This window comes from Streptomyces durmitorensis (assembly GCF_023498005.1).
GTDB classification, from domain to species: Bacteria; Actinomycetota; Actinomycetes; order Streptomycetales; family Streptomycetaceae; genus Streptomyces; species Streptomyces durmitorensis.
Genome location: NZ_CP097289.1, coordinates 9,341,541 through 9,364,525, shown reverse-complemented (window position 1 = coordinate 9,364,525; position 22,985 = coordinate 9,341,541). Strand labels below are relative to the sequence as shown.

Below are 22,985 nucleotides of genomic sequence, written 5' to 3'. Positions count from 1 at the left end.
CGCGCTAGGCGGACTCACGCACCACAAGCTCCGGCTCGAAGATCACTGAGGTGGGGTCGGTCCGTACGCCCTCTATCTGTTCCTGCAGCAGCCGGGCCATCTCCGCGCCCATCTCCTCGACCGGCTGCCGCACCGTCGTCAGCGGGGGCACGCAGGTGACCGCCACGCTCGAGTCGTCGAATCCGACCACCGCCACGTCCTGCGGCGCCCGCTTGCCCTGTTCCCTCAGGACCTGGCAGACGCCTTGTGCCATCAGGTCGTTGGCCGCGAACACCCCGTCGACGTCGGGATGCTCGGCCAGCAGGCGGCGCATCGCCTTCGCTCCGCTCTCCAGGGTGAACCCGCCCTCGGCGACGGGGATGTAGGGCTGGCCGCCCCGCTCCATGCCGTCCTGGAAACCGGCGAGGCGTTCCCGGCCCGCGGGGATGTCCAAAGGGCCCGAGATGGTCGCCACCCGTCTGCAGCCGCGGGCCAGCAGGTGGTCGGCGGCCAGCCTCGCCCCGTCCCGGTGTGCGAAGTCGACGAACGTGGCGTGGGCCCGCAGTGCCGGGCGCGCGAAGAACACCGCGGGCAGCCGCGCTTCGGCGAGCAGGGCCGGCAGCGGGTCCTTGGCGTGCGTCGAGACGACCAGGGCCCCGTCCGCGTTGCCCTGGCGCAGGTAGGTCACGACCTGTTGCCGGGCCTCCTCGGTCTCCGCGAACATCAGCACCGGGTGCATGGCGCGCGGGCGCAGGAATCCCACCACCCCGCTGACCGCCCTGCCGAAGAACGGGTCGGCGAACACCCGGGCGGCGAACGCGTTCTGCGCGGTGTCGGAGTTGTCCCCGGCGCCCGACACGACCAGGGCGATGGTGCCCGCGCGCTGGGTCACCAGGGAGCGCGCCGCCCGGTTGGGCGCGTAGCCCGTACGCTCGATGGCCGCCCGGACCACGTCCTGGATGGCGGGGGCGACATTGCGCACGCCGTTGACCACCCGGGAGACGGTGGCGCGCGAAACCCCCGCTTCGCGCGCCACGTCCTCCAGCGTCGGCATCTGTCTGTCCATTCGGGAACCCTAACGCCCCGCCCCCGCGAGGCCATAGAGCGCTCTCCCGCACTGACTGGCCGGCTACCGGCGGTCGTTTGACCTGCGTACCGTCGCTGTCAGCGGCAGATCCCCCGCGCTGCGCCCCGCGAGGACCCGCCAGACGCCCGCTTCACTTCGCCAGCGGCCCGCCCGCGTGTCCCAGTGCCGCAGCATCCTGGCCGGTATCCGCACCGATGCCGTCACCGTCTCCCCCGGCTCCGCCCGGACCGCCGTGAAGCCCACGAGCCAGCGGACCGGTCGCTCCACGGCGGATTCGGGCCGCGCGAGATAGACCTGCACCACCTCACGCCCCGGACGCGCGCCCGTGTTGCGCAACTGGACCTCGACGACCAGCGCCTCTCCTCCGTCGACCCCATCACCCCCATCGCCCACGTCGACCTCGCTCGCCGCTCGTAGGCGGTCGTAGCTCCACGTCGTGTAACCCAGGCCATGGCCGAACCAGTAGGCGGGTTCGAGGCCCGCCCTCAGCCACGCCCGGTAGCCGATGTGCAGGCCCTCCGCGTACTCGAGCACACCGTCACGCGGTGTTGTGTCCCTGACTGGCACGTCCGCCAGGGCGGCTGCCCAGGTGGTGGGCAGCCTGCCGCCAGGTTCGGCCTGCCCGAACAGGACGTCGGCGAGCCCCGATCCCGCCTCCTGCCCGGGGAACCACGACAGCAGCACCGCCCCCGCCTGCTCCCGCCAGGGCAGTTCCACCGGCCCGCCCGAGTTGACGACGACCACGGTGCGCGGGTTCACGGCGGCCACCGCCGCGACCAGTTCGTCCTGGCGGCCGGGGAGTGTGAGCGAGGTGCGGTCGTGCCCCTCGGACTCACTGCCGTCGGTGGTGCCGACCACGACGACGGCCACGTCCGCGTCCCGCGCGGCCTCGACCGCTTCGGCCAGGGCCTGCTCGGGCTCCGGCTCGGGCGCCGCGGCCGTCACGACGACGGCGCGGCCGGTGTCGGGGGCCAACTCCCGGCGTGCCACGACGTGCGCGGCTTGGCCGCCTGCCAGCCAGACCGAGGCGTGGCGGCGTGGAGGGTCGAGGTGAATGACGGCCGGATCCTCGGTGTCGCGCGCGAACTCCCCTTCCACCAGCAGTTGTCCGTCCACCGCGAGACTCATCCGGCCGTAGCCGCCCACACCGAACGTCCACTTTCCGTCGCTGGGCGGACGCACCAGGGCGCTGATCTCGACGGTGTGCGCCCGCGGCGCGAGAGGAGGCTCCAACTGCCGCCCTGACAGGCGGTGTTCGGCGGACATCTCGCGCCCGGCCGCGTCCAGGATCCGCATCAGTACGCCGGGCTCCCCGGTCAGGGGGTTCGCGCACCGTGCGGGATCCAGCGGCAGTGGTTGCCCGCCCAGGTCCGGGCCCGGGGCGTACCGCACCTGGGCCCGCCCGTGCAGCCGGGCCCTGATGCCGTCCAGGGGCGTGACGACGTCCGCCGGGTAGACCCCGGCGCTGCCTTCTCCCTGGAGCCGGGGCGCGCAGGCGTGCCGTCCGATGACCGCCACGCTGTGCAGCGCGGAGACGTCCAGGGGCAGGACGTCCTCGTTCCGAAGCAGGACGGTGCCGGCCGCCACGGCCCGCCGCAGCAGACGGCGGGCCGTGCCACCGGGCCACGCGTGCGGCGGGAGCCTGCGTCCGCTCCCGAGGGCGCCGACCCGGTCGGCCAGGGTGAGCAGACGCACCACCTTGTCGTCGACCGCCTCCTCGGGAACGCCGCTCCGGACCGCGGCCACCAGGGCCTCGCCCCACGGGCCGTCCGGGCCGGGCATCGCGAGGTCCTGGGCGGCCGCGGCGCTCTCGGCCGTCAGCCGCACGGCACCCCAGTCGGAGACGACGGCCCCGTCGAATCCCCACTCTCCTTTCAGCGGTTGGGCCAACAGCTCGTTGGCGGTCATCGTCGTGCCGTTGACGCCGTTGTACGCGCTCATGACGAGCCACACGCCCGCTCTGACGGCGGCCTCGAACGGGGCCAGATACACCTCGCGCAGGGTCCGCTCGTCCACCCGTACGTCCATGGTGAGCCGCTCGGTCTCCGAGTCGTTCGCCACGTAGTGCTTGGCGGTCGCGGCGACGCCGTGGGCCTGGATGCCGCGGATCAGGGCGGCTCCGGTGCGGGCGGCCAGTTCCGGGTCTTCGGCCAGGCACTCGAAGTGGCGCCCTCCCAGCGGGGTGCGATGGAGATTCAAGGTGGGCGCCAGGACCACGTGCACGCCCTTGCGCAGGGCCTCGTGGGCGAGCAGCTCGCCGAGCTGACCGGCGAGTCGCTCGTCCCACAGGGAGCCAAGGGCGGAGGCGGAGGGCAGGAGCAGCGAGGGGCTGCGTTCGTCCCACGCCTCCCCCCGCACTCCGGCGGGACCGTCCGAGAAGACCATCTCCCGTAGCCCCACGGCTGGTTCGGCCCGGGTGCGCCACACCGTGGCTCCGGTCAGCAGACCCACCTTCTGCGTCAGGTCCAGCGTGCCCACCAGCGTGAGCAGTTCGTCCCGCGTCATTCGTTGCTCCTCCTGCCCCCGACGAGGATGCGGCGCCGAAGCCGGATCAGTCGCAGATCGGTCCCAGATCAGTTGACGGTCAGTCAAAGATCACTTGTAGACGCCGAACTCGTAGAGCGAGTAGCCGTATCCGGTGCCTCGCTCTGTGCCGTTGACCCGGACGTAGCGGCCGGAGCCGCTCACATCGAAGTCGTCGACGCCGCCGTTGCCGCCGCGCACCTCGTGCACGGTCTTCCAGTTCTGTCCGTCGTCGGAGGTCTGGATCGTGTACGTCTTCGCGTACGAGGTCTCCCAGTTGAGCTGGACGTGCTTGAAGGAAGTGGTGGAGCCGAGGTCGACCTGGACCCACTGCGGGTCGCTCCAGTCGCTGGCCCAGCGCGTGTTGCCCTTGCCGTCGACGGCGTTGGCGGCGGGGCACGGGCAGTCCCCGCTGCCGGGCTGGAAGGAGGAGGCGGTCGCGGGCTTGCCCAGGGCGACGTTCGTGCCGTCGACCGGCGGCACCACCACGCGCACGGACCGTGTCTCGATGCCGACATTCCCCTTGCCGTCGGTGACCTTGACGTAGATCTTCCAGACGCCGGGCTTGTCCGGGGCCGTGACCTTCAGACGACCCGACCCCTGGTCCGTGGCGGTCAGCGGGGTGAGGTCCTTGTTCTTGTCGATGTACATGCTGTTGGCCAGCACTTCGTACGTGAGCGCGTCGCCGTCGGGGTCGCTGACCTTGGTGGTGAGCGTGAGCGGGCCGCCCGCGGGGACCTTGCCCGCGTCGCCGTCCACGGCCAGTTCGGAGATCACCGGCGGGGTGTTGTCACCGGCGGTGCTGCCCTTGTAGGCCTTCTTCGCGGCGTAGTACGCGAGTCTTTTCTGGCCCGCGGGAAGCAGGTTGAACCAGACGCCGCCGAAGTCGTACTCCGTGCCGTAGTGGAACATGGTGGCGCCGAGCGCGACGCCGCGGTGACCGGTGACGCAGTCCCAGGCCTTGGTGTAACCGGCCGCCTTGGCCTGGTCGGTGGGCTCCTCGGGAACCCCGTTGGCGTCGTCCGGAACCTCCCACTCCCCCGCGGGACCGGTCTCGGTGACGATGTAGGGCTTGGTGTAGCCGCCCTTGTCCCAGTCGGCCTTGATCTCGCAAGCGGCGTTGTAGGCGTTGACGGCATAGAGGTCGAGGTCCGGGGCGTTCTTCTTGTAGTACGGCCAGGCACCGGTCCAGGCGTCGGTCGAGGTGACCGGGTGGTTGGGGTCCACCGCGTGGATCTTCTTGGCGACGTCGTTCACGAAGGTGGTGTACGCGTCGCGCTGCTTCTCCAGCTCGTCACCGGCGTAGCAGTTCTGCAGGCCGAGCACCGACTCGTTGCCCACGTTCCACATCAGGACACCGGGGTTGTCCTTGTAGGTGCCCACCCACTTGGGGAACTCGTCGAGCATCTTGTTCTTGTACTCGGTGTCCGTCAGGTAGTTGACACAGCCGCCGCTTCCCGGGCCGCCGCCGGGCTGGAGCCAGAAGCCCGCGACGACCTTGATGCCGTGGGCGGCGGCGGAGTCGAACAGCGGCTTGCTGGAGGCGTCGGTGCCCCAGGTCCGGATGGTGTTGACGCCCATGGACTTCAGATCGGGCATGTGCTTGTCGGCGTCGGCGACCGAGGGACCCCAGGTCAGGCCCTTGACCTGGTAGGGCGAGCCGTCGACGGTGAGCTGCCAGTTGCCTTGCGAACCGGTCACCTTCACGACGCTGCCGGCCGCGTGCGCCTGCTGTGCGGGCAGCGCGAGCGCGCCGACCACCAGCAGGCCAGCTATCGCGGGGGCCACGATGCTGCGTGGGGAGAGAGCGGTACCAGGTCTGCGCATGGGGGTCTCCTGGGCGAGGGGGAAGAGGTGTTGGGGCGAGGGGGGGGAGGTGCGGGGTGGGGGCAGGCGCCTGTGAAGGGCGGAAGGGAGCCCCGCCCTTCACAGGCCTCGGTCACGGCAGCTCGTAGTTCTCGTCGAGCGCCGCGCCCGCTTCGGGGTGCGTCTGGTCATAACCGCGCGGGTCGCACTGCAGGCCGCCGACGATGCAGTGGTCCACCAGCGCCTTCAGCGTCGCGTCGTCCCACGCGTTGAAGAAGTCGTAGTGGAAGGAGTGGCTCGCGCCGCTCGCCAGTCGAGCCTTCGACAGATCTCCGTTGACGGGGAACGCCATCTTGAACTCGACCATCGGCAGGGCGACGGGGTGACTGGTCGGGCAGATGTTGTCGTTGGTTCCGTCCTTGACCACCGGGTAGGACATGTGGCTCTGGTGGTTCGGGGAGTCCAGCGACTTGCCGTCCCAGCAACTGGGCGCCTGGAAACGGATGTTGAGCTGGGTGTCCGCCGTGGTGGGGCAGTCCTTGGGGAACTCGACGTTGAAGTAGCTGGTCCCGCACTCCCACCCTTCGACGAAGCCCGGGTGGTTGCGGAACTCCTGTGCGGTCTGCATCGGGCTGCCGACGACGAACCTGAGCCCCTTGGGGAACGGCCGCACGCTCGTGTAGTCGGTGACCCCGGCCTTGTAGTAGATCGTCTGATCCCCTACGGGACGGATCTCCTTGTCGCCGTTGTACAGCGTCGGCATCCAGTACGCCGACCTGTCGCCGGGAGCAAGGCACTTGGTGGAGCCGGAGTCCAGCGACCCCGTGGTGCTGTGGGCGTTCGTCGTGGTGTTGCCCATGAACGTGTGGTCGTGCGACTTGCCGGGCTGGCCGGGATAGACGACGGGGTCGTCGGGGGCGGTGTGCGACACCGAACAGTGCGCCTGGAACTCATGGAAGTAGCGGTGCGGTGGCGCCTTCGCCGACGGCTTGACGCCGGTGACGCGCGACTTGGCGGGGATGTACCCGTCCGCGTCGGCGTCCTCAGCCGACGCGCGGGTGGATGCGGCCATGGCGTGTCCCGCGTGGGATGCCATGGCCTTCGGCGACCGGGACTGCGACGCGTTGTCGGCGCTGACCGCGATGCCGCCGATGCCGAGTGAGCTCAGTATCAGGGCGCCCGCGATGAGCGCTCCTGAGATCGTTCTCGATCTCCGTGCCATGGAGACCTCCTGCCACGTGGAGAGGGATGGGGGGACCGGCCTGCCGGGAGCCGTGGCCGTGCGCTCCCGGACACCGGGTGGGGACATGCGTGGCCGAGGGCACGCCGATCGGCCGCCCCAGGACACCTGTTGCAGAGCACCCGTACGGCAACGGAACTGGGAGAGCGCTCTCCCGGAGTGTTCCCACCGTGACACGAACGTGTCAAGAGACGGTGAACGAATGGCTGTCGATGACGGCGGCCCGCGGCCCCGCACATGACGTACGCGACCGGCCGCTCCCCCGGTCGCGCGATCTCCTCTGCGCAACTTCCCGGTGGTCAGGGGGCGTTGGGAGCCTGGCACCCGTGAATCCGGGCGCAGCCGCGCGGGTCGGCGCCGCCCTGCGGCAACATGGAGAGGTGGTTCACGAGCGTTGACGTCTCGGCGCGGCGCGGCGCGACGCCTGAAGGATGCACGAGGAATGCAGCGCAGGAGAGCGCTCTCCATGAGCGCTCTCCTGGATTCCGCAGGCCCATCAGGGGCATCAGAGGTATGCCGTTGAGCGGTCAGCCGCCGTCGCAGGTGAGGTCGGCGGGCCGCATGAAGCCGAGCTTCTGGCCGTTGTCCGTGCGCGAGACCTGCCACAGGGCGTCCACGCCCTGGCGGGTGCCGTTCACCGGGGTGCCCGGATCGAGGTAGCCGACGATCTCGGTCCACGGGTTGTCACCGGCGTAGATCGGGGCATCGGCGTGGGTGGCGAAGCACGTGCCACCGGCTGCGGCGGTGCCGCCGAGCATCGGGAGCGTCAGCAAGCTCAAGGTCAGCGCGGCCGCGAGTCGGGTCGCGCTCTTGCGCGCCGGTCGGGTACGGGACAAGTGGGTCCTCCAGGTGTGGGCGAGTGCTCCACGTGTTCTGCGGGGCCGGGTGAGCGACGCGGGGCCGGGACGCGTACGTCCCGGCCCCGCGTCCGTCGCCTCAGAGGTGCTGAGTGCTGGAGATGTCAGGGGCGACCACACCGACACCGGCGCCGGGCGTCGGCGCGGCGCTGTCCGTCCACGGTGCGGCGTCGCCGATCTCCTCCAGCGTCCCCGCGGCGTGGGCGGGCTCCTTCGTGTCGGCCGTGTCCGCTCCCGGGGGCGGGCTGATCGCGGCAATGACGGCCCCGGCGGCGAGAGAGGCAACGGCCAGTACGCTTCGCTTCTTCATACCGGGGTCAACTCCCCGTCGCCCTCAAAGGGCACGGCCTGATCCCGGAGATCACTGCAGCGGACGGTTCTGGTTCTGGTCCCGGTCCGAGGCGTGGGCCCACGGCGCCTACGCTGTGCGGATGTTGGTCTACGCCCCGGCGGCGCTCCTGTTCCTCGTCTTCTGCGTGCGCGTGGCGCGCGAGCGCAGGAAGTTCAGCAATGCCGTGATCCTTGGTCTCGCCGTGCTCTGCGCTCTTGCGGCCTGGGTGTTCCAACTGGTCAGGTCCGGTTCGGCATCGGGTCAGGCCGTCGCGTGGGCGCTGCTGGGCCTGGGGGCGCTGGGCATCCTCGTACTGACCTGTCTTCTGTTCCTCAACGGCATGCAGATGGTGCGCAAGGAAGGCAGGAGCCCCACCAACCTGCTCTCGCTGCTGGCCGCGTTGTGCATCCTGGGGGTCGTGGCGCTGCTGGTCACGGCCGTGGTCGTGCGGACACCGCTGTGGGTCGGGGTGGGCGTGGCGGCCGGCGGGCTCGCCGCCTACCTCTCGTTCCTGTTCCTGAGCTTCGTCTTCTACGCGTTCCTCTACGGGCGGCTGCGGGTGCGCCGCAAGGCCGACTACGTGGTCGTACTCGGTTCGGGCCTCGTCGGGGGCTCCACCGTGCCTCCCCTGCTGGCCAGTCGCCTCACGCGAGCGCATGCGGTGCACGCGGGCCTGGCCAAGCGGGGCGGCTCGCCGGTGCTCATCACCTCGGGAGGCCAGGGCCCTGACGAGGACGTGCCGGAGAGCCATGCGATGGCCGACCATCTGATCGCCCGTGGGTTTCCCGCCGACCTGATCGAGCGGGAGGACCGCTCGACGACGACCGACGAGAATCTGCGGTTCAGCAAGGCGATCATGGAGCAGACGAAGCCGGACTACCGGTGCGTCATCGTCACGAACAACTACCACGCGTTCCGGGCCGCCCTCACGGCTCGGCGGACGGGGATCAGGGGCCAGGTGGTGGGCTCGCCCACCGCCGCGTACTTCTGGCCCACCGCGACGATCCGCGAGTTCACCGCGGTCCTCGTCGCGTACAAGCGGACCAATGCGGCCATCTGCCTGCTGATCGTCCTTGGCGGGGTCCTCGCCTGGTGGGCTCGGCACAACGGCGCCGGGTGAGGCTGCCGCCGTGTCCCCCTGAGGGAGACGACGAAGCCGGGGCTACGGCCGGCGGCGGGGCTTGCCCTTCTTGCCGCCCTTGGCGGGGCCGCCGGAACTGCTCCGTGCGCTCTTGCCCGGCGTCCCGCTCTTGCCGCTCTTCCCGGTCTTTCCGGTGGGCTTTCCGGTTCCGGTGGGCTTTCCGGCCGTCGGCTTTCGCCTGGCGCCGCCCTTGTCGGGGCTCTTGCGCTTCGACTGGTCCGCGGCCGAACCGGCGGCGGGAGTCTGGGTGCGGCCGCGTGAGCTGTTGACCGTGCGTCCCCGGACGATGCCGATGAAGTCCTCCACCAGGTCCGTGGTCGCCTCCTCGGGCCACGAGAGGGCGACCCTTGATTCGGGGGCTTCCGACAGCGGCCGGTAGGTGAGGTCCTTGCGGTGGTGCAGGCGGGCGAGCGACTGGGGGACGGCGAGGACGCCCACGCCCGCCGCCACCAGTTCGATGGCGTCCGCCGTGGTGGCGGGGCGCTCGTTCGCGGGCTGCCCCGGCAGGCTCTCCCACGGGAGGGTGTCGTCGAGGGGGTGCAGCACGATCTCGTCGGCCAGGTCCTCGGTCGTCACTTCGTCGACCGCCGCGATGACGTGATCCTTGGGGATCACCACGACCGTCGTCTCGGTGTAGAGGGGGATCGCGCTGAGGTCCGTACGGTCGACCGGCAGCCGGACGAATCCCGCGTCGGCGCCACCGCCCCGCAGGAGCTCGAACGCCTCGCCGGGGTCCACCGCCACGAGGGTCAGCGGCACGTCGGTCCGCCGCTCGTTCCAGATCCGCACCCACTTGGTGGGCGTCACCCCCGGGACATACGCGAGCCTGAAGGAAGGGGTTACTTGCGAGTCTGTCACCCCGCCAGGTTACCGGTCGTGGTCGGCGGTAGCTCACATGCTCGATACCCTGGGGACCATGACGTCGCACCAGACCACCCAGACCATGAAGCCCGCGACCGCGGCGAAGAAGCTGGGTGTGTACCTCGAGGCCACCCCCGCCGAGTTCCAGGAGGGTGTCGTCTCGCGCACCGAGCTCAACGCCCTGCAGACCGAGCCGCCCGAGTGGCTGCAGGAGCTGCGGCGCAACGGCCCGCATCCCCGGCCTGTCGTCGCGGCGAAGCTCGGCGTGTCCATCGCCGGTCTCGCACGCGGCGGGGTCACGGAGGCCCTGACCACGGAGCAGATCGACGCGCTCAAGACGGACAACCCCGAGTGGCTCCAGAAGGAGCGCGCCACCCAGGCCGAGGTCCGCAAGGAGACGGTACGCATCAAGGAGAAGAACGCGGAGCGGGCCGAGCAGGACCGCCGTCCGCGTTCCTGACCCGGACAGGACCGAGCCCCCGGACCCTGGCACCGTCAGCCGGGGGCTCAGTCATGCGCGGCCGCGCTTGGTCAGCGGCCGTACCGGGCCGGATGTCCGCCCCCGTTCCGGGCACGGCCGGAGCCCCTGCGATGCTGATGCCGTGGTCCTCACCCCCGCCGTGCCGGAACCGATAACCGCCGATCCGCCCACCTCCGCCGAGAATCCGCTGCTCACGCAGTCGTGGCTCGACCTTGCCTTCGTGCACTGGGCCGTGGACCCCGCGGACGTCGCTCCGCTCCTTCCGGCCGGGACGGTTCCCGATCTGCACGACGGGGTGACCTATGTGGGCCTCGTCGCGTTCCGCATGCACCGGGTCGGCTGGTTCCGGCTGCCCGGCATCCCCTATCTGGGTACGTTTCCCGAGACCAACGTGCGCCTCTACTCGGTGGACGCCCATGGCCGCCGCGGCGTCGTCTTCCGCTCCCTGGACGCCTCGCGCCTGATCCCGGTGGCGGTCGCGCGGGGTGCCTTCCGGCTGCCGTACCAGTGGTCGCGGATGAGCATCCGCCGCAGTGGCGACACCGTCACGTACACGAGTGCCAGGCGCTGGCCGGGCCCGCGCGGTGCGTACAGCCGGATCGCCGTCCGGGTGGGTGAGCGGGTCGAGGAGCCCACCGACTTCGAGCACTTCCTGACGGCCCGGTGGGGCATGCACAACACGTTCTTCGGGCGGCAGATGTTCCTGCCGAACGTCCATCCGCGCTGGCCGCTGCACCGGGCCGACCTGATCGAGTGCGACGAGGACCTGGTCGCGGCCGCGGGGCTGCCGCGGCCGGTCGGGGATCCGGTGAGCGTGCTGTACTCGCCGGGCGTTCCGGTCCGTTTCGGGCGGCCTGCGCGGCCGGGCGGCATCCCGACTCCCTGACGGGTCGCACGACGGCGTACGACACCGTGCCGTCCCCGTACGCCCTCACAGCGAGGTGGGTACGACGAACAGGGCCCAGGTGACGAGGGGGCCGATCACGGCGATGCCGAGCCCCCAGGCCATGAGGCGGCGGAAGACGAAGTCCCGTTGGTCCTCGGGGGTGTTGGCGGTCACCAGTGCTCCGCTGGTGGAGAACGGCGAGGCGTCCACCACCGACGCGGAGATGGCCAGCGCGGTGATGAGTCCGACCGCTCCGACCTCACCGGCGAGCAGGAAGGGCACGGCCAGCGGGATCAGCGCGCCGAGCATGCCGGTCGTTGAGGCGAAGGCGGAGACCAGGGCGCCGATGAGGCAGATCAGGAGGGCGCCGAGGAGGGGTGCCTCGATGGAGGCGACCTGTTTGCCGAGGTAGTCGATGGTGCCCATGCGCTCCATCTGGCTCACGTAGGTGACGATGCCGCAGACCAGCAGCACGGTCGACCACGCGCACCGGTCCACAGCGCCGGTGACCGACTTCGGGGAGACCAGGGAGAGGACGACGGTGATGGTGAGCGCCATCAGGCCGACGTCGAGGTCGAAGAAGAGCGCTCCGGCGACAAGGCTCAGCAGCCCGAGCAGGGTGAGCGCGCGCGGTCCGTCGAGCTTGAGGGGTTCGTCCTGCGCCGGGGGCCTGGTGGTCGTGGCGACGGCGAGGGCGCGCCGGGGTACCGCGCCCGCCCCGACCAGTTGGCCACCGGTTCCGCCGGTTCCGCCGGGCGGCGGTGCGTCGTCGTGGCGCTCGCTGTCGGCGTTCGTGTCACCGCCGCCTTTGTACGTTCCTGCGCGTTGCCCGAGCAATCGCCGCCCGCCGAAGACGAAGAAGACGATGACGCACAGCACCACGTTGAACAGGAACGAGGCGGCGAACAGGAGCGCGGGGTTGCCCGGCAGGTCGTTGCGCTCGACCACGTTGTTGGTGATGCTGCCGAACACGCCGATCGGGGAGAAACCTCCCGCGCTTGCTCCGTTGGCGATGAGCAACCCCATGAGCACGGGATTGATGCCGTAGGCGACGGCGAAGCCGAGGCCGATGGGGGCGACGATGCCGACGGCCGCGGGGGTGACCGCGCCGACGGCGGTGAGCATGGCGGTGACGAGGAACATGACCCAGGGAATGAGGGCGATCCGGCCCCGCACCGCTTTCACGGCAGCGTTCACGAGCCAGTCGACTGTGCCGTTGTTCTTCGCTATGGCGAACAGAAGTGTGACGCCGACGAGGACGACGAACAGGTCGCCGGGAAACCCGGAGAAGAGATCGTCCGTCGACTCGTCCGCCACGGTGGAGCCGATGATGAACGCGGCCACGAGGGCGAGCGCACCCAGGTGGACTGCGGAGAAGGTCGCGATGGCGAAGACAAGGACCAGGGCGATGATGGAGATGACTTGATCTGACACGAGGGCTCCCTTGCCGTCGGCCGATGGTCATGTCGCGGCGCGCCGGGGCGCGTGACGAGGGGTGCGCGCGGCACCGAAGAGTGCGCGGTGAACGACGGCGCGCACGGACGTCCACCCCTGGGCCTCATGAGCCCAGGGGGGATGATGAATTCCGCCTGGCGGAATTGAGCTTTCGCAATGGGGAGTATTGGAGTGCGCTTCCCGGGGCGTCAAGGGGAACGCCCGAATGCGTTGCGCGGGGTGGAGACGGGGCGGCGACGGGGTGGAGTTCGCTAGCGCCCGGCCTCGGAACCGCCCCCCGCACCCTGCCGCGAATGCCCCAACGCGGCGCTGACCTGCCGCGCGGTCTCGCTCACCAGCGCCCCGTACGTGGCACTCGCCTCCTGCGTCATCCGGCTCGTCGGCATGTTCACGCTGATGCTCGCGACCGGCGTCCCCGACTCGTCCCACACGGCGGCCGCGACCGCCGACACGTCGTCGCGCCACTCCCCGCCATTGGTCGAGTACCCCCGCTCCCTGATCCGCGCGAGCTCGGCGAGCAGCCGCTCCCTGTCCGTGATGGTCGAGCCCGTGAACTCCTCAAGACGGAGGGCTACTTGACGGTCAATCACTTCCCGGGGGCTCACCGCGAGGACCGCCTTGCCGTTCGCGGAGGCGTGAAAGGGCAGCTGGGTGCCGAGGGCCAGGATGATCCGCACCGGCTTGGAGGTCTCCAGGCGCTCGATGAGCACCACCTTGTCGCCGTCCGGGACGGTCAGATGAACCGTCTCGTCGATGCGCCGCCGCAGCTCTTCCATCAGCGGCAGAGCCACGTCACGCAGGCTCAACTCCCCCGTGGCGCGCCGCCCGACCTGCAAGGCCTTGGTGGTCACGACCCAGCGCGTGACCTCTCCGCCGGCCGGGCGGATCCAGCCCGCCTCGTGCAGGGTGCGCAGGGCGCGCTGCGCGGAGCTCTTGGGCAGCTCCAGGCCGCGGGCCAGCTCCGCGACGCCGATCGGCTGCCGCGCGGCGACCTCTTCCAGCACCCGAAGTGCGTTGAGAACGCTCTGCATCCGTTGACTCCCCACCGGGTCGGCCCTACGCTCCTCCGTGCCACCTTACGACACACCGTGCCACAATACGGCACGCATAGCAAGGGAGTTGGCCACTGTGACCTCTCGACCCGGGCGGCACTTCCTGCAGATACCAGGCCCCACGAACGTCCCCGACCAGGTGCTCCGCGCCATGTCGGCGCCGACGATCGACCACCGGGGTCCCGAATTCGCGGCGCTGACCACGGAGTTGCTCGCCTCGCTGAAGCCGGTCTTCGGCACCACGGGGCCCGTCGTGGTCTTCCCCGGCTCCGGCACCGGCGCCTGGGAGGCAGCCCTGGTCAACACGCTCAGCACCGGGGACAGGGTGCTGCACGTGGAGACCGGCCACTTCGCCACGCTCTGGCAGCAGATGGCCGCGGGCCTCGGCCTCTACGTCGACTTCGTGCCCGGCGACTGGCGCCACGGCGCATCGCCCGAGGCGGTCGCCGAACGGCTCGCTGCGGACAGCGCCCGTACGATCAAGGCCGTCTGCGTGGTGCACAACGAGACCTCGACCGGCGTGACCAGCCGGGTGGCCGACATCAGGCAGGCGATGGACGCGACGGGACACCCGGCGCTGCTGCTCGTCGACACCATCTCCTCGCTGGGCTCGATCGACTACCGGCACGACGAATGGGGCGTCGACGTCACCGTCGCCGGGTCCCAGAAGGGTCTTATGCTCCCGCCGGGACTCGGCTTCAACGCGGTGAGCGAGAAGGCCCTGGCCGCCTCCCGCACCGCGCGGCTGCGCAGGTCCTACTGGGACTGGCAGCCGATCATCGAGGCGAACCGGCGCGGCTTCTTCCCGTACACCCCCGCCACCAACCTCCTCTACGGCCTCGCCGAAGCACTGCGGATGCTCCAGGCGGAGGGGCTTCCCGAGGTCTTCGCGCGGCACGACAGGCACGCGGAGGCCACCCGAAACGCCGTGCGCGGCTGGGGACTTGAGGTGCTGTGCGCCGACGACCGCGAGTACTCGTCCTCGCTGACCGCGGTGCTCATGCCCGAGGACCAGGACGCCGACAAGGTGCGGAAGATCATCCTTGAGCGGTTCGACATGTCCCTGGGCGCGGGCCTCGGCAAGCTCGCCGGACGGATTTTCCGCATCGGCCACCTCGGCCACTTCAACGATCTGACGCTCGCGGGCACGCTCGCCGGGGTGCAGATGGGCCTTCAGCTGGCCGGTGTGCGCATCGATCCCGGCGGGCTCACCGACGCCCTGGACGTCCTTCGCGCCGAGTGACGGCTGCCGTGCGCCCGCCCGACTCCCCAACCGGCCGAGGAGGTTGCCGAGCATGACCGTCACCGAGGGCGAGAGCCCCACGCACGACAGCGCCGAAGGCGCCGAGAGCCAGGAACAGGCCCGTGGGCTCCACGAGGACCTGGTCAGGGATCTCGACGGAGAGGTCCAATTCGACGACTACACACGGCACTTGTTCGCCAGGGACGCGAGCATGTACGCCATCACACCGCTGGGCGTGGTCTTCCCCCGGCACGCCGACGACGTGGCCGCGGCGGTCGCGGCCGCCGCGGCCCACCGGGTGCCGGTCGTGCCCCGCGGGGCCGGGACGAGCCTGGCGGGCCAGACCGTCGGGCCCGGCCTCGTCCTGGACCTGTCCCGGCACATGAACCGCATCGTGGAGCTCGACCCGAGCAGTGGCACGGCTCTGGTCGAGGCCGGTGTCGTACAGGACCAGCTCAATCGCGCAGCGAGCCCGTGGGGGCTGATGTTCGGCCCGGACACCTCGACCAGCAACCGCGCCACCATCGGCGGGATGATCGGCAACAACTCGGCCGGCAGCGGCTCGGTGCGCTACGGCATGACCATCGACCACGTTCGCGAACTCGACGTGGTGCTCTCGGACGGGAGCCGGGTGCCCCTGGGCCGGGTCGACGAGGCCGAACGCGCGCACCGCGCCGGGCAGTCGACGCTCGAGGGCTCCCTGTACCGGGAGCTGCCCGAGATCGTCCGGGCCAATGCGGCAGCCATCGCCGAGGGGTTCCCCGAGCACTGGCGCCGCGCCTGCGGCTACCGCCTGGACCGGCTCGCCCGCGAGGACGCGGCCTTCGACCTCGCCAAGTTCGTCGTCGGCTCGGAGGGGACCCTCGCCGTCGCGACGAGCGCCCTCGTCGATCTCGTGCCCAAGCCGCGCCGCACGGTGATCGCCGTCGGCCACTTCACCTCCGTGGCCGGAGCCATCGCGGGCACTCAGGACGCGCTGGCCTGCGACCCGGCCGCCGTGGAGCTGATGGACCGTACGATCCTGGATCTGTCCCGGCGCAAGATCGAGTACGCGGCGCTCGGCGACCTCCTCGAAGGCGAACCCGAAGCCCTGCTCTTCGTCTCCTTCACGGGCGACGACGAGGCCGAACTCCTCGACCGGATGCGGCAGCTCACGAAGCTGTGGTCCCGGCACGGGCACAGCTACCACACCCTCCAGGCCGTCACCCCGGCCCAGCAGTCGTCCCTCCTGAAGGTCCGCAAGGCGGGGCTCGGCCTGCTGATGGCCGCCAGCGAGGGCACCCGGCGCCCGCTCGCCTTCGTCGAGGACACCGCGGTCGACCCCGTGCATCTCGCGGACTACACCCGCAGGTTCAAGGACGTCCTCGACCGGCACGGCATGACGGCCGGGTTCTACGGCCACTGCTCGGTCGGCTGTCTGCACATCCGGCCCTACCTCGACCTCGCCGACCCGGCGGACGTGAGCCGGATGCGTGCCGTCGCGGAGGAGGTGAAGGATCTGGTCGCCGAGTACGGCGGCGTGAACTCCAGCGAGCACGGCGACGGTCTCGCGCGCAGCGAGTTCAACCGGGAGATCTTCGGCGAGAAGCTGTACGAGGCGATGCGCCAGGTCAAGCGGCTCTTCGACCCCGACGGAGTGCTCAACCCCGGCAAGATCGTGGACGCGGCGCCGATGACGGAGAACCTGCGCGACGCGGCGCTGACGCCCGCCGAGCCCTTGCGCACCCGGCTGTCCTTCGAGGTCGTGGGCGGTGGCGGCATGCGGGCGGCGGCGGACCGGTGCATGAACATCGGCCTGTGCCGCAAGTCCGGCACCGGCGCCATGTGCCCCTCGTACATGGCAACCCGCAAGGAGGAGGACTCCACCCGCGGCCGGGCGGGAGCCCTGGTCAAGGCCCTTTCCGAGCCCGACCCGAAGGCCGCGCTCGGGGACGAGCGGCTGCACGAGATCCTCGACCTGTGCCTGATGTGCAAGGCGTGCAAGAGCGAATGCCCCCTCGGCGTCGACATGGCGACCCTCAAGAGCGAGACCCTCTCGCACTACCACGACACCCACGGAGTGCCGCTGCGCTCCCGCCTGTTCGGTGCGATCCGGGTCCTGAACCGCCTGGGGTCCGCGACCGCCCCGCTGTCCAATCTGCCGGGCCGCATCACACCGGTGCGCCGGCTCATGGACCGCCTGGTCGGCATCGCCCCGCAGCGGCCGCTGCCGGTGTTCGCGCGCCGCAATCTGCTGCGCTGGTTCCGGCGCCGTACGCCCGCCGCGCATCCGGTCACCCAGGGCACCGTCACCTATCTCGCCGACTCCTTCACCACGTTCACCGAGCCGGGCATCGGCCGCGCGGCCATCGAGCTCCTCGAACGGGCGGGGTGGCAGGTGCGGTTGGAGAGCGGGGGCTGCTGCGGCAGGTCGAGCCTCTCCAAGGGCTTGGTCGACGACGCCAAGAACAAGGCTCGCCAACTCGCCCACACTTTGCGGGAGTCAAGCGAGCCCGGCTCGCCGATCGTGGGGTGCGAGCCCTCGTGTCTGATGACGCTGCGCGACGAACACCGGGCCCTGCTGCCGGACGACGCCGCCGTCAAGGACATCGCGGGGAGGGTGCGCCAGGTCGAGGAACTCCTTGTGGAGGCCATCGACGACGGACGCCTTCGGCTGCGCGAGGACTCCTGGCTCGCCGGACGCAAGCTGCTGTACCACGGTCACTGCCACCAGAAGGCGGAGGTCGGCACGGCGGCGACCGTCGCGCTCCTGAAGCGGATCCCTGGAGCGACGGTGAACGAACTGGACGCCGGCTGCTGCGGTATGGCGGGTTCCTTCGGCTTCGAGTCCGAGCACTACGAGGTGTCGATGACGGTCGGCGAGGACCGGCTTTTCCCCGCGATCGAGGCCGAGGACGCCGACACGGTCGTGGTCGCCACGGGTGTGTCCTGCCGTCAGCAGATCTTCCACGGGACCGAGCGCGACGCCTGGCATCCGGTGCAGTTGCTGTGGGAGGCGGTGGAGCAGGCGTGAGCGCGGAGGCGGCCGCGGTGACCGAGCACCGCGACCGCCCCGCGCCCGGCCATGTCACGCGGCCGCGTGGGAGCCGCTCACCCCCGCGGTGCCCGCCTCGTGGTGGATCGGAATCCCGGCACCGGTCAGCGGAACGCCCGACCCACCCCGTCGCGCCGCGACGATCTCGGCCGCGATGGACAGGGCGGTCTCCTCCGGCGTACGGGCCCCGAGATCGAGCCCTATCGGGGAGTGCAGACGGGTCAACTCCTCATCGGTGACCCCGACTTCACGCAGACGTGCGTTGCGGTCCACGTGGGTGCGGCGCGAGCCCATCGCACCGACGAACGCGACGGGAAGCCGCAGGGCCACCTCCAGCAACGGGATGTCGAACTTGGCGTCATGCGTGAGGACGCACAAAACCGTGCGGCCGTCGGTCGCGGTGTCCCGGAGGTAGCGGTGCGGCCAGTCGACCACGATGTCGTCCGCCTCGGGGAAGCGGGTCCGCGTGGCGAAGACCGGGCGGGCGTCGCACACGGTCACGTGATAGCCGAGGAACTTGCCCGTACGCACCAGGGCCGCGGCGAAGTCGATCGCACCGAACACGATCATGCGGGGCGGCGGCACGCTCGACTCGACGAACAGGGTCAGGGGCACCCCGCAGCGCGATCCGCTCTCCGACACGACGAACTCGCCGGTGCGGCCCGCGTCCAGCATCGCGCGGGTCTCCCCCACCACCGTCCGGTCGAGGTCCGGATGACCGCCCAGACCTCCTTCGTACGAGCCGTCGGGGTGGACGAGCACGACCCTGCCGAGGAGTTCGGCCGGGCCCTCGGCCACCCGGGCGATGGCCGCCGCATCGCCCCGGGCGGCGGCCGAGAGCGCCGCCGCGAACACCTGCCGGGCGGGTGCGTCCGCGCCGAGCGGCGTGACAAGGACCTCGATGACGCCGCCGCAGGTCAGACCGACCGCGAAGGCGTCCTCGTCGCTGTAGCCGAACCGCTCGCGCACGGCCGTGCCGTCCTGGAGCGCCTGGACGCACAGGTCGTACACCGCTCCTTCCACGCAGCCGCCGGAGACCGAACCGATGGCCGTGCCCTCGCTGTCGACGGCGAGGGCCGCGCCGGGGTCGCGCGGCGCGCTGCCGCCCACCGTCACGACGGTGGCGACGGCGAAGTCCCGGCCCTCCTCGGCCCAGCGGTTCAGCTCTTCGGCGATGTCAAGCACCCGGGGCTCCTCCTCCGTTCAGGATGCGGTCGGGCCGGATCGGCAGGTTCCGGTGGCGTACGCCGGTGGCGTGCCAGACCGCGTTGGCGATCGCGGCGGCGGCCCCCACGATGCCGATCTCGCCGATGCCCTTGATGTCGATCGGGTCGTCCGCGTCCGTGTCCTGAACCCAGTCCGCCTCGATGAGCGGCACATCGGCGTTGGCGGCGAAGTGGTAGCCCGCGAAGTCGGCGCCCACGTGGCCGCCCGTCGCCTGGTCCCGATGGGCCTCTTCGTGCAGGGCCATGGAAAGGCCCCAGGTCATCCCGCCGACGAACTGGCTGCGTGCGGTCAGCGGGTTGATGATCCGGCCCGCGGCGAACATGCCGAGCATGCGCCGCACGCGCACCTCACCGGTGGTGACGTCGACGGCGACCTCGGCGAACTGCGCGCCGTAGGAGTGCCGTTCCTTCTTCGAGAGGCCTCCGACGGCCGCAGCGGTGTCGGAGCGCACGGTGATTCCCTGCGGCGGAATGTCGCCACCCAGAGCCAGTTGCTCCCGCAGCTCGGCCACCGCCGCCGTGACCGCCCAGCCCCAGGAGCGAGTGCCCATCGAGCCGCCGGAGATCGCCGCCTGGCCGAAGTCGCTGTCCCCGATGCGCACATGGACGCGCTCCTGGGGCACCTCCAGGGCCTCCGCGGCGATCAGGGTCAGCGCGGTCCGCGCGCCGGTCCCCACGTCCGCAGCGGTGATCCGCACCGTGAAGGTGCCGTCGGCCTCCGCCGTCACGGCCGCCGTCGACGGCGCGACGATCACCGGGAAGGTGGCCGCCGCCGTGCCGGTGCCGAGCAGCCAGCGCCCCTCGCGGCGCAGCCCGGGACGCGGGTCCCGGTCGGCCCAGCCGAACCTGCGGGCACCCTCCTGGAAGGCGGACAGGAGATTGCGGCTGGCGAAGGGAAGCCCGGAGACGGGGCCCACGTCCGGTTCGTTGCGGGCGCGCAGCGCGATCGGGTCGACGCCGCACCGCTCGGCGAGTTCGTCGAGCGCGGATTCCAGGGCGAACGAACCGGGGGCCTCGCCGGGCGCACGCATGTAGGTCGGCGTCGGCACGTCGAGGCGCACCACGCGGTTGACGCTGCGATGGGCGTCGGAGGCGTACATGGGACGTCCGAACCCGGCGCTCGACTCGACGAACTCGTGCACCGTCGAGGTGAGGCTGTGCGACTGGTGGTCGACGGCGCGCAGCCGTCCGTCGGCGTCGGCGCCGAGCCGCACGCGCTGGGCGGTGGGGCTGCGGTAGCCGGTGAGCGAGAACAGCTGGCGACGGCTGAGGACGACCCGGACCGGGCGGTCGAGGAGCGTCGCCGCCATCACGGCGAGGATCTGGTGCACGCGTACGCCCTTGGATCCGAAGGCTCCGCCGACGTGCTCGGACCGCACCCGTACCGAGGCAGGGTCGAGCGAGAACAGCTTCGCCAGCTCGTCGGCGACCCAGGTGCTGCCCTGGTTGGAGTCGACGACTTCGAGGCGTCCGCTGTCCCAGCGCGCCATCGCCGCGTGCGGTTCCATGGAGCTGTGGTGCTCTTCGGGGGTGGTGTACTCCGCGTCCACGACATGAGCGGACGCGGCGAGTTCGGCCTCCAGGTCGCCCTTCTCCACCAGCATGCCGTCGCCGTCCGGCGTGTACGTGCCGGGGTGGCCAGCGGAGAAGGCGACGTCGTGCGACTTCTCCTCGTACCGCACCACCAGCGCCTCGGCGGCCTCTCTCGCCTGCTCGGAGGTCTCGGCGACGACGAGCGCCACCGGCCAGCCGACGAACGGCACCCGGTCGTGCTGGAAGACCTCGACGATCGGGTCGGGCGGGCCGAGCATGCTGATGTAGTCGCTGTCGACGCGCGGCGCGTTCCCGTGGTGCAGGACGGCCAGGACACCGGGCATCGTGCGGACGGCGTCCGACTCGACCGACAGGATCCGGCCGCGGGCGATCGTGGAGAGCACCAGCCAGCCGTGGGCGAGTTCGGCGAAGGGGATCTCCCCCGCGTACCGCGCCGCGCCGGTGACCTTCTCCCGGCCCTCCACGCGGGTGAACGAAGCGCCGGCGGCGCTCGCAGAACCGGTGGACGTGGTCGTCGTGGTCCGCGCCGTCATCGGGTCGCCTCCTCGGTGAGCTCGGTCAGCAGGGCGACCACGAGGTTGCGCATCAGCGTCACCTTGTAGCCGTTGTCGGGCAGCGTCTGCGCGGCGGCCAGTTCGGCGTCCGCGGCGGCCGCGAAGGCTTCGGCGGTCGCCGGGCCCGAGGTCAGGGCCCGCTCGGCCTCCCGTGCGCGCCACGGCCGGGACGCCACCGCGCCGAAGGCCAGGCGCACTTCGCGTACGACGCCGTCCTGGACGTCGAGCGCGGCGGCGATCGAGCCGATCGCGAAGGCGTACGACGCGCGCTCGCGCACCTTGCGGTAGCGGGAGTGGGCGGCGACCGGGGCGGGCGGCAGAGTGATGCCGGTGATGAGCGCGCCGGACGGCAGCGCGGTCTCCAGGTGCGGGGTGCTGCCCACGGACAGATAGAAGTCCGCGAGCGGCAACTCACCGGTGCCCGCGGCTGTTTCGTACGAGATCACGGCATCGAAGGCGGCGAGCGCCACCCCCATGTCGGAGGGGTGGACGGCCACGCAGTGCTCGGTGGCGCCGAGGATGGCGTGGTTGTGGTGTTCACCCCCGACAGCGGGGCAGCCGCTGCCGGGGTCGCGTTTGTTGCACGGTTTGGACAGGTCGGCGAAGTAGCCGCAGCGGGTGCGCTGGAGCAGGTTGCCGCCGACGGTGGCCATGTTGCGCAGCTGGCCCGAGGCGCCGGCCAGGACGGCCTCCGCCAACGCGGGGTAGCGGCGGCGCACTTCGGGGTCGGCCGCGAGGTCGCTGTTGGTGACGGTGGCGCCGATCCGCAGCCCGCCGTCGTCCGTGACCTCGATCCGGTCGAGGGGCAACTCGCGTACGTCGATGAGCAGTCCGGGCCGCTCCACACCGGTCTTCATCAGGTCGACGAGGTTCGTGCCGCCGCCCAGGACGCGCGCGTCGGGGTCGCTGCCGAGCAGTGCGACCGCGCCGGGGACGTCGAGCGCCCGCTGATATCCGAATTCCCTCATGCCACGGCCTCCGTACCCTCGGTCTCGGCTGCTGCCGCCTGCGCGACCGCCTGGACGATCGACACATACGCGCCGCAGCGGCACAGGTTGCCGCTCATGCGCTCCCGGATCTCGTCGGCGCTCAGCTCGGGAACACCCGCCTCGGGCCGTACGTCGGTGGTCGCGGCGCTGGGCCAGCCCGCCGCGTGCTCCTCGATGACAGCGATGGCCGAACAGATCTGTCCGGGCGTGCAGTAGCCGCACTGGTAGCCGTCGAGGTCGAGGAATGCCTGCTGCACCGGGTGCAGCCCCTCTCCCTCCGCCGCCACGCCTTCGATGGTGGTGATCTCACGCCCCTCGGAGGCGACGGCGAGTTGCAGGCAGGAGACCGCACGGCGTCCGTCGATCAGCACCGTGCAGGCGCCGCACTGTCCTTGGTCGCAGCCCTTCTTGGTGCCGGTCAGATCGAGGCGCTCGCGCAGGGCGTCGAGCAGGGTGGTGCGGTGGTCGACGGGCAGCGAGTGCTTTTCGCCGTTGATGTTCAGCGTGATGGCGCTGGACGTCGATAGGGCCACGATCAGCCTTCTTTCGCTTCTGTCAGCTTTTTTCACGTAGGAGCGGGAGTGTCGTGCGGGACGGTCCCGCCGGAGGCCCCGGTAGGGGGATGGCACTGTGCGTGAGGGAGGTCGACTCGGGGCATCCATGGCCCATGAGGCGGGGCGGGCGGT

The 22,985-nt window shown here is 71.0% G+C and carries 18 protein-coding genes; 5 read left to right on the top strand and 13 right to left on the bottom strand.

The window, feature by feature from the left end; genetic code table 11:
• Window positions 1-4: 4 nt before the first annotated feature.
• The 6 genes from M4V62_RS41425 to M4V62_RS41400 form a co-directional block, all read right to left on the bottom strand.
• Complete coding sequence (locus M4V62_RS41425; RefSeq protein ID WP_249592353.1) at window positions 5-1,045, bottom strand: LacI family DNA-binding transcriptional regulator; 1,041 nt, start codon at window positions 1,043-1,045, stop codon at window positions 5-7.
• A 63-nt stretch (window positions 1,046-1,108) separates the two neighbouring features.
• On the bottom strand, window positions 1,109-3,571 hold the full coding sequence (locus M4V62_RS41420) for a glycoside hydrolase family 3 C-terminal domain-containing protein (RefSeq protein WP_249592352.1): 2,463 nt from the start codon (window positions 3,569-3,571) through the stop codon (window positions 1,109-1,111).
• 90 nt (window positions 3,572-3,661) lie between these two features.
• Window positions 3,662-5,416 carry a discoidin domain-containing protein gene (locus M4V62_RS41415; protein ID WP_249592351.1) on the bottom strand — a complete coding sequence of 585 codons (1,755 nt, stop codon included), beginning with the start codon at window positions 5,414-5,416 and terminating at the stop codon, window positions 3,662-3,664.
• Window positions 5,417-5,528: 112 nt separating this feature from the next.
• Window positions 5,529-6,617, bottom strand: coding sequence for a DUF1996 domain-containing protein (locus M4V62_RS41410; RefSeq protein ID WP_249592350.1), 1,089 nt, complete (start codon window positions 6,615-6,617; stop codon window positions 5,529-5,531).
• Between the two features lie 545 nt (window positions 6,618-7,162).
• Window positions 7,163-7,471 (bottom strand): hypothetical protein, encoded by a 309-nt coding sequence (locus tag M4V62_RS41405; RefSeq protein WP_249592349.1) that lies wholly within the window; start codon window positions 7,469-7,471, stop codon window positions 7,163-7,165.
• Between the two features lie 100 nt (window positions 7,472-7,571).
• On the bottom strand, window positions 7,572-7,802 hold the full coding sequence (locus M4V62_RS41400; protein WP_249592348.1) for a hypothetical protein: 231 nt from the start codon (window positions 7,800-7,802) through the stop codon (window positions 7,572-7,574).
• Between the two features lie 121 nt (window positions 7,803-7,923).
• On the opposite strand from M4V62_RS41400, the gene M4V62_RS41395 reads away from it, so the two are divergent.
• Window positions 7,924-8,943, top strand: a complete 1,020-nt coding sequence (locus M4V62_RS41395) for a YdcF family protein (protein WP_249592347.1) — start codon at window positions 7,924-7,926, stop codon at window positions 8,941-8,943.
• A gap of 42 nt (window positions 8,944-8,985) precedes the next feature.
• Here M4V62_RS41395 and M4V62_RS41390 read toward each other — a convergent pair whose 3' ends face one another.
• Window positions 8,986-9,822, bottom strand: coding sequence for a LysR family substrate-binding domain-containing protein (locus tag M4V62_RS41390; protein ID WP_249592346.1), 837 nt, complete (start codon window positions 9,820-9,822; stop codon window positions 8,986-8,988).
• Window positions 9,823-9,880: 58 nt separating this feature from the next.
• Here M4V62_RS41390 and M4V62_RS41385 point away from each other — a divergent pair, with 58 nt between their 5' ends.
• Both M4V62_RS41385 and M4V62_RS41380 read left to right on the top strand, forming a co-directional pair.
• On the top strand, window positions 9,881-10,285 hold the full coding sequence (locus M4V62_RS41385; protein ID WP_249592345.1) for a DUF5997 family protein: 405 nt from the start codon (window positions 9,881-9,883) through the stop codon (window positions 10,283-10,285).
• Window positions 10,286-10,427: 142 nt separating this feature from the next.
• Window positions 10,428-11,192 carry a YqjF family protein gene (locus M4V62_RS41380; protein ID WP_249592344.1) on the top strand — a complete coding sequence of 255 codons (765 nt, stop codon included), beginning with the start codon at window positions 10,428-10,430 and terminating at the stop codon, window positions 11,190-11,192.
• A 45-nt stretch (window positions 11,193-11,237) separates the two neighbouring features.
• On the opposite strand, the gene M4V62_RS41375 is transcribed toward M4V62_RS41380, so the two are convergent.
• Together M4V62_RS41375 and M4V62_RS41370 are read right to left on the bottom strand one after the other, a co-directional pair.
• Window positions 11,238-12,626: an SLC13 family permease gene (locus M4V62_RS41375; RefSeq protein WP_249592343.1), complete on the bottom strand. Its 1,389-nt coding sequence runs from the start codon at window positions 12,624-12,626 to the stop codon at window positions 11,238-11,240.
• Between the two features lie 272 nt (window positions 12,627-12,898).
• Window positions 12,899-13,678 carry an IclR family transcriptional regulator gene (locus M4V62_RS41370; RefSeq protein ID WP_249592342.1) on the bottom strand — a complete coding sequence of 260 codons (780 nt, stop codon included), beginning with the start codon at window positions 13,676-13,678 and terminating at the stop codon, window positions 12,899-12,901.
• Between the two features lie 97 nt (window positions 13,679-13,775).
• Here M4V62_RS41370 and M4V62_RS41365 point away from each other — a divergent pair, with 97 nt between their 5' ends.
• Both M4V62_RS41365 and M4V62_RS41360 read left to right on the top strand, forming a co-directional pair.
• Window positions 13,776-14,942 (top strand): pyridoxal-phosphate-dependent aminotransferase family protein, encoded by a 1,167-nt coding sequence (locus M4V62_RS41365; protein ID WP_249592341.1) that lies wholly within the window; start codon window positions 13,776-13,778, stop codon window positions 14,940-14,942.
• A gap of 52 nt (window positions 14,943-14,994) precedes the next feature.
• Window positions 14,995-17,955, top strand: a complete 2,961-nt coding sequence (locus M4V62_RS41360) for an FAD-binding and (Fe-S)-binding domain-containing protein (RefSeq protein ID WP_249592340.1) — start codon at window positions 14,995-14,997, stop codon at window positions 17,953-17,955.
• Window positions 17,956-18,009: 54 nt separating this feature from the next.
• On the opposite strand, the gene M4V62_RS41355 is transcribed toward M4V62_RS41360, so the two are convergent.
• From M4V62_RS41355 to M4V62_RS41340, 4 genes are read right to left on the bottom strand one after another with little or no spacing between them, the layout of a single operon-like run.
• On the bottom strand, window positions 18,010-19,161 hold the full coding sequence (locus tag M4V62_RS41355) for an XdhC family protein (RefSeq protein ID WP_249592339.1): 1,152 nt from the start codon (window positions 19,159-19,161) through the stop codon (window positions 18,010-18,012).
• Window positions 19,154-21,289 carry a xanthine dehydrogenase family protein molybdopterin-binding subunit gene (locus M4V62_RS41350; protein ID WP_249592338.1) on the bottom strand — a complete coding sequence of 712 codons (2,136 nt, stop codon included), beginning with the start codon at window positions 21,287-21,289 and terminating at the stop codon, window positions 19,154-19,156. Before M4V62_RS41350 ends, M4V62_RS41355 begins: the two co-directional genes overlap by 8 nt.
• Complete coding sequence (locus M4V62_RS41345) at window positions 21,286-22,278, bottom strand: FAD binding domain-containing protein (RefSeq protein WP_249592337.1); 993 nt, start codon at window positions 22,276-22,278, stop codon at window positions 21,286-21,288. The genes M4V62_RS41350 and M4V62_RS41345 overlap by 4 nt, the downstream gene beginning before the upstream one ends.
• Entirely contained in the window at window positions 22,275-22,832 is a 558-nt protein-coding gene (locus M4V62_RS41340; RefSeq protein ID WP_249592336.1) for a 2Fe-2S iron-sulfur cluster-binding protein, read from the bottom strand. Before M4V62_RS41340 ends, M4V62_RS41345 begins: the two co-directional genes overlap by 4 nt.
• Between the last annotated feature and the right edge of the window lie 153 nt (window positions 22,833-22,985).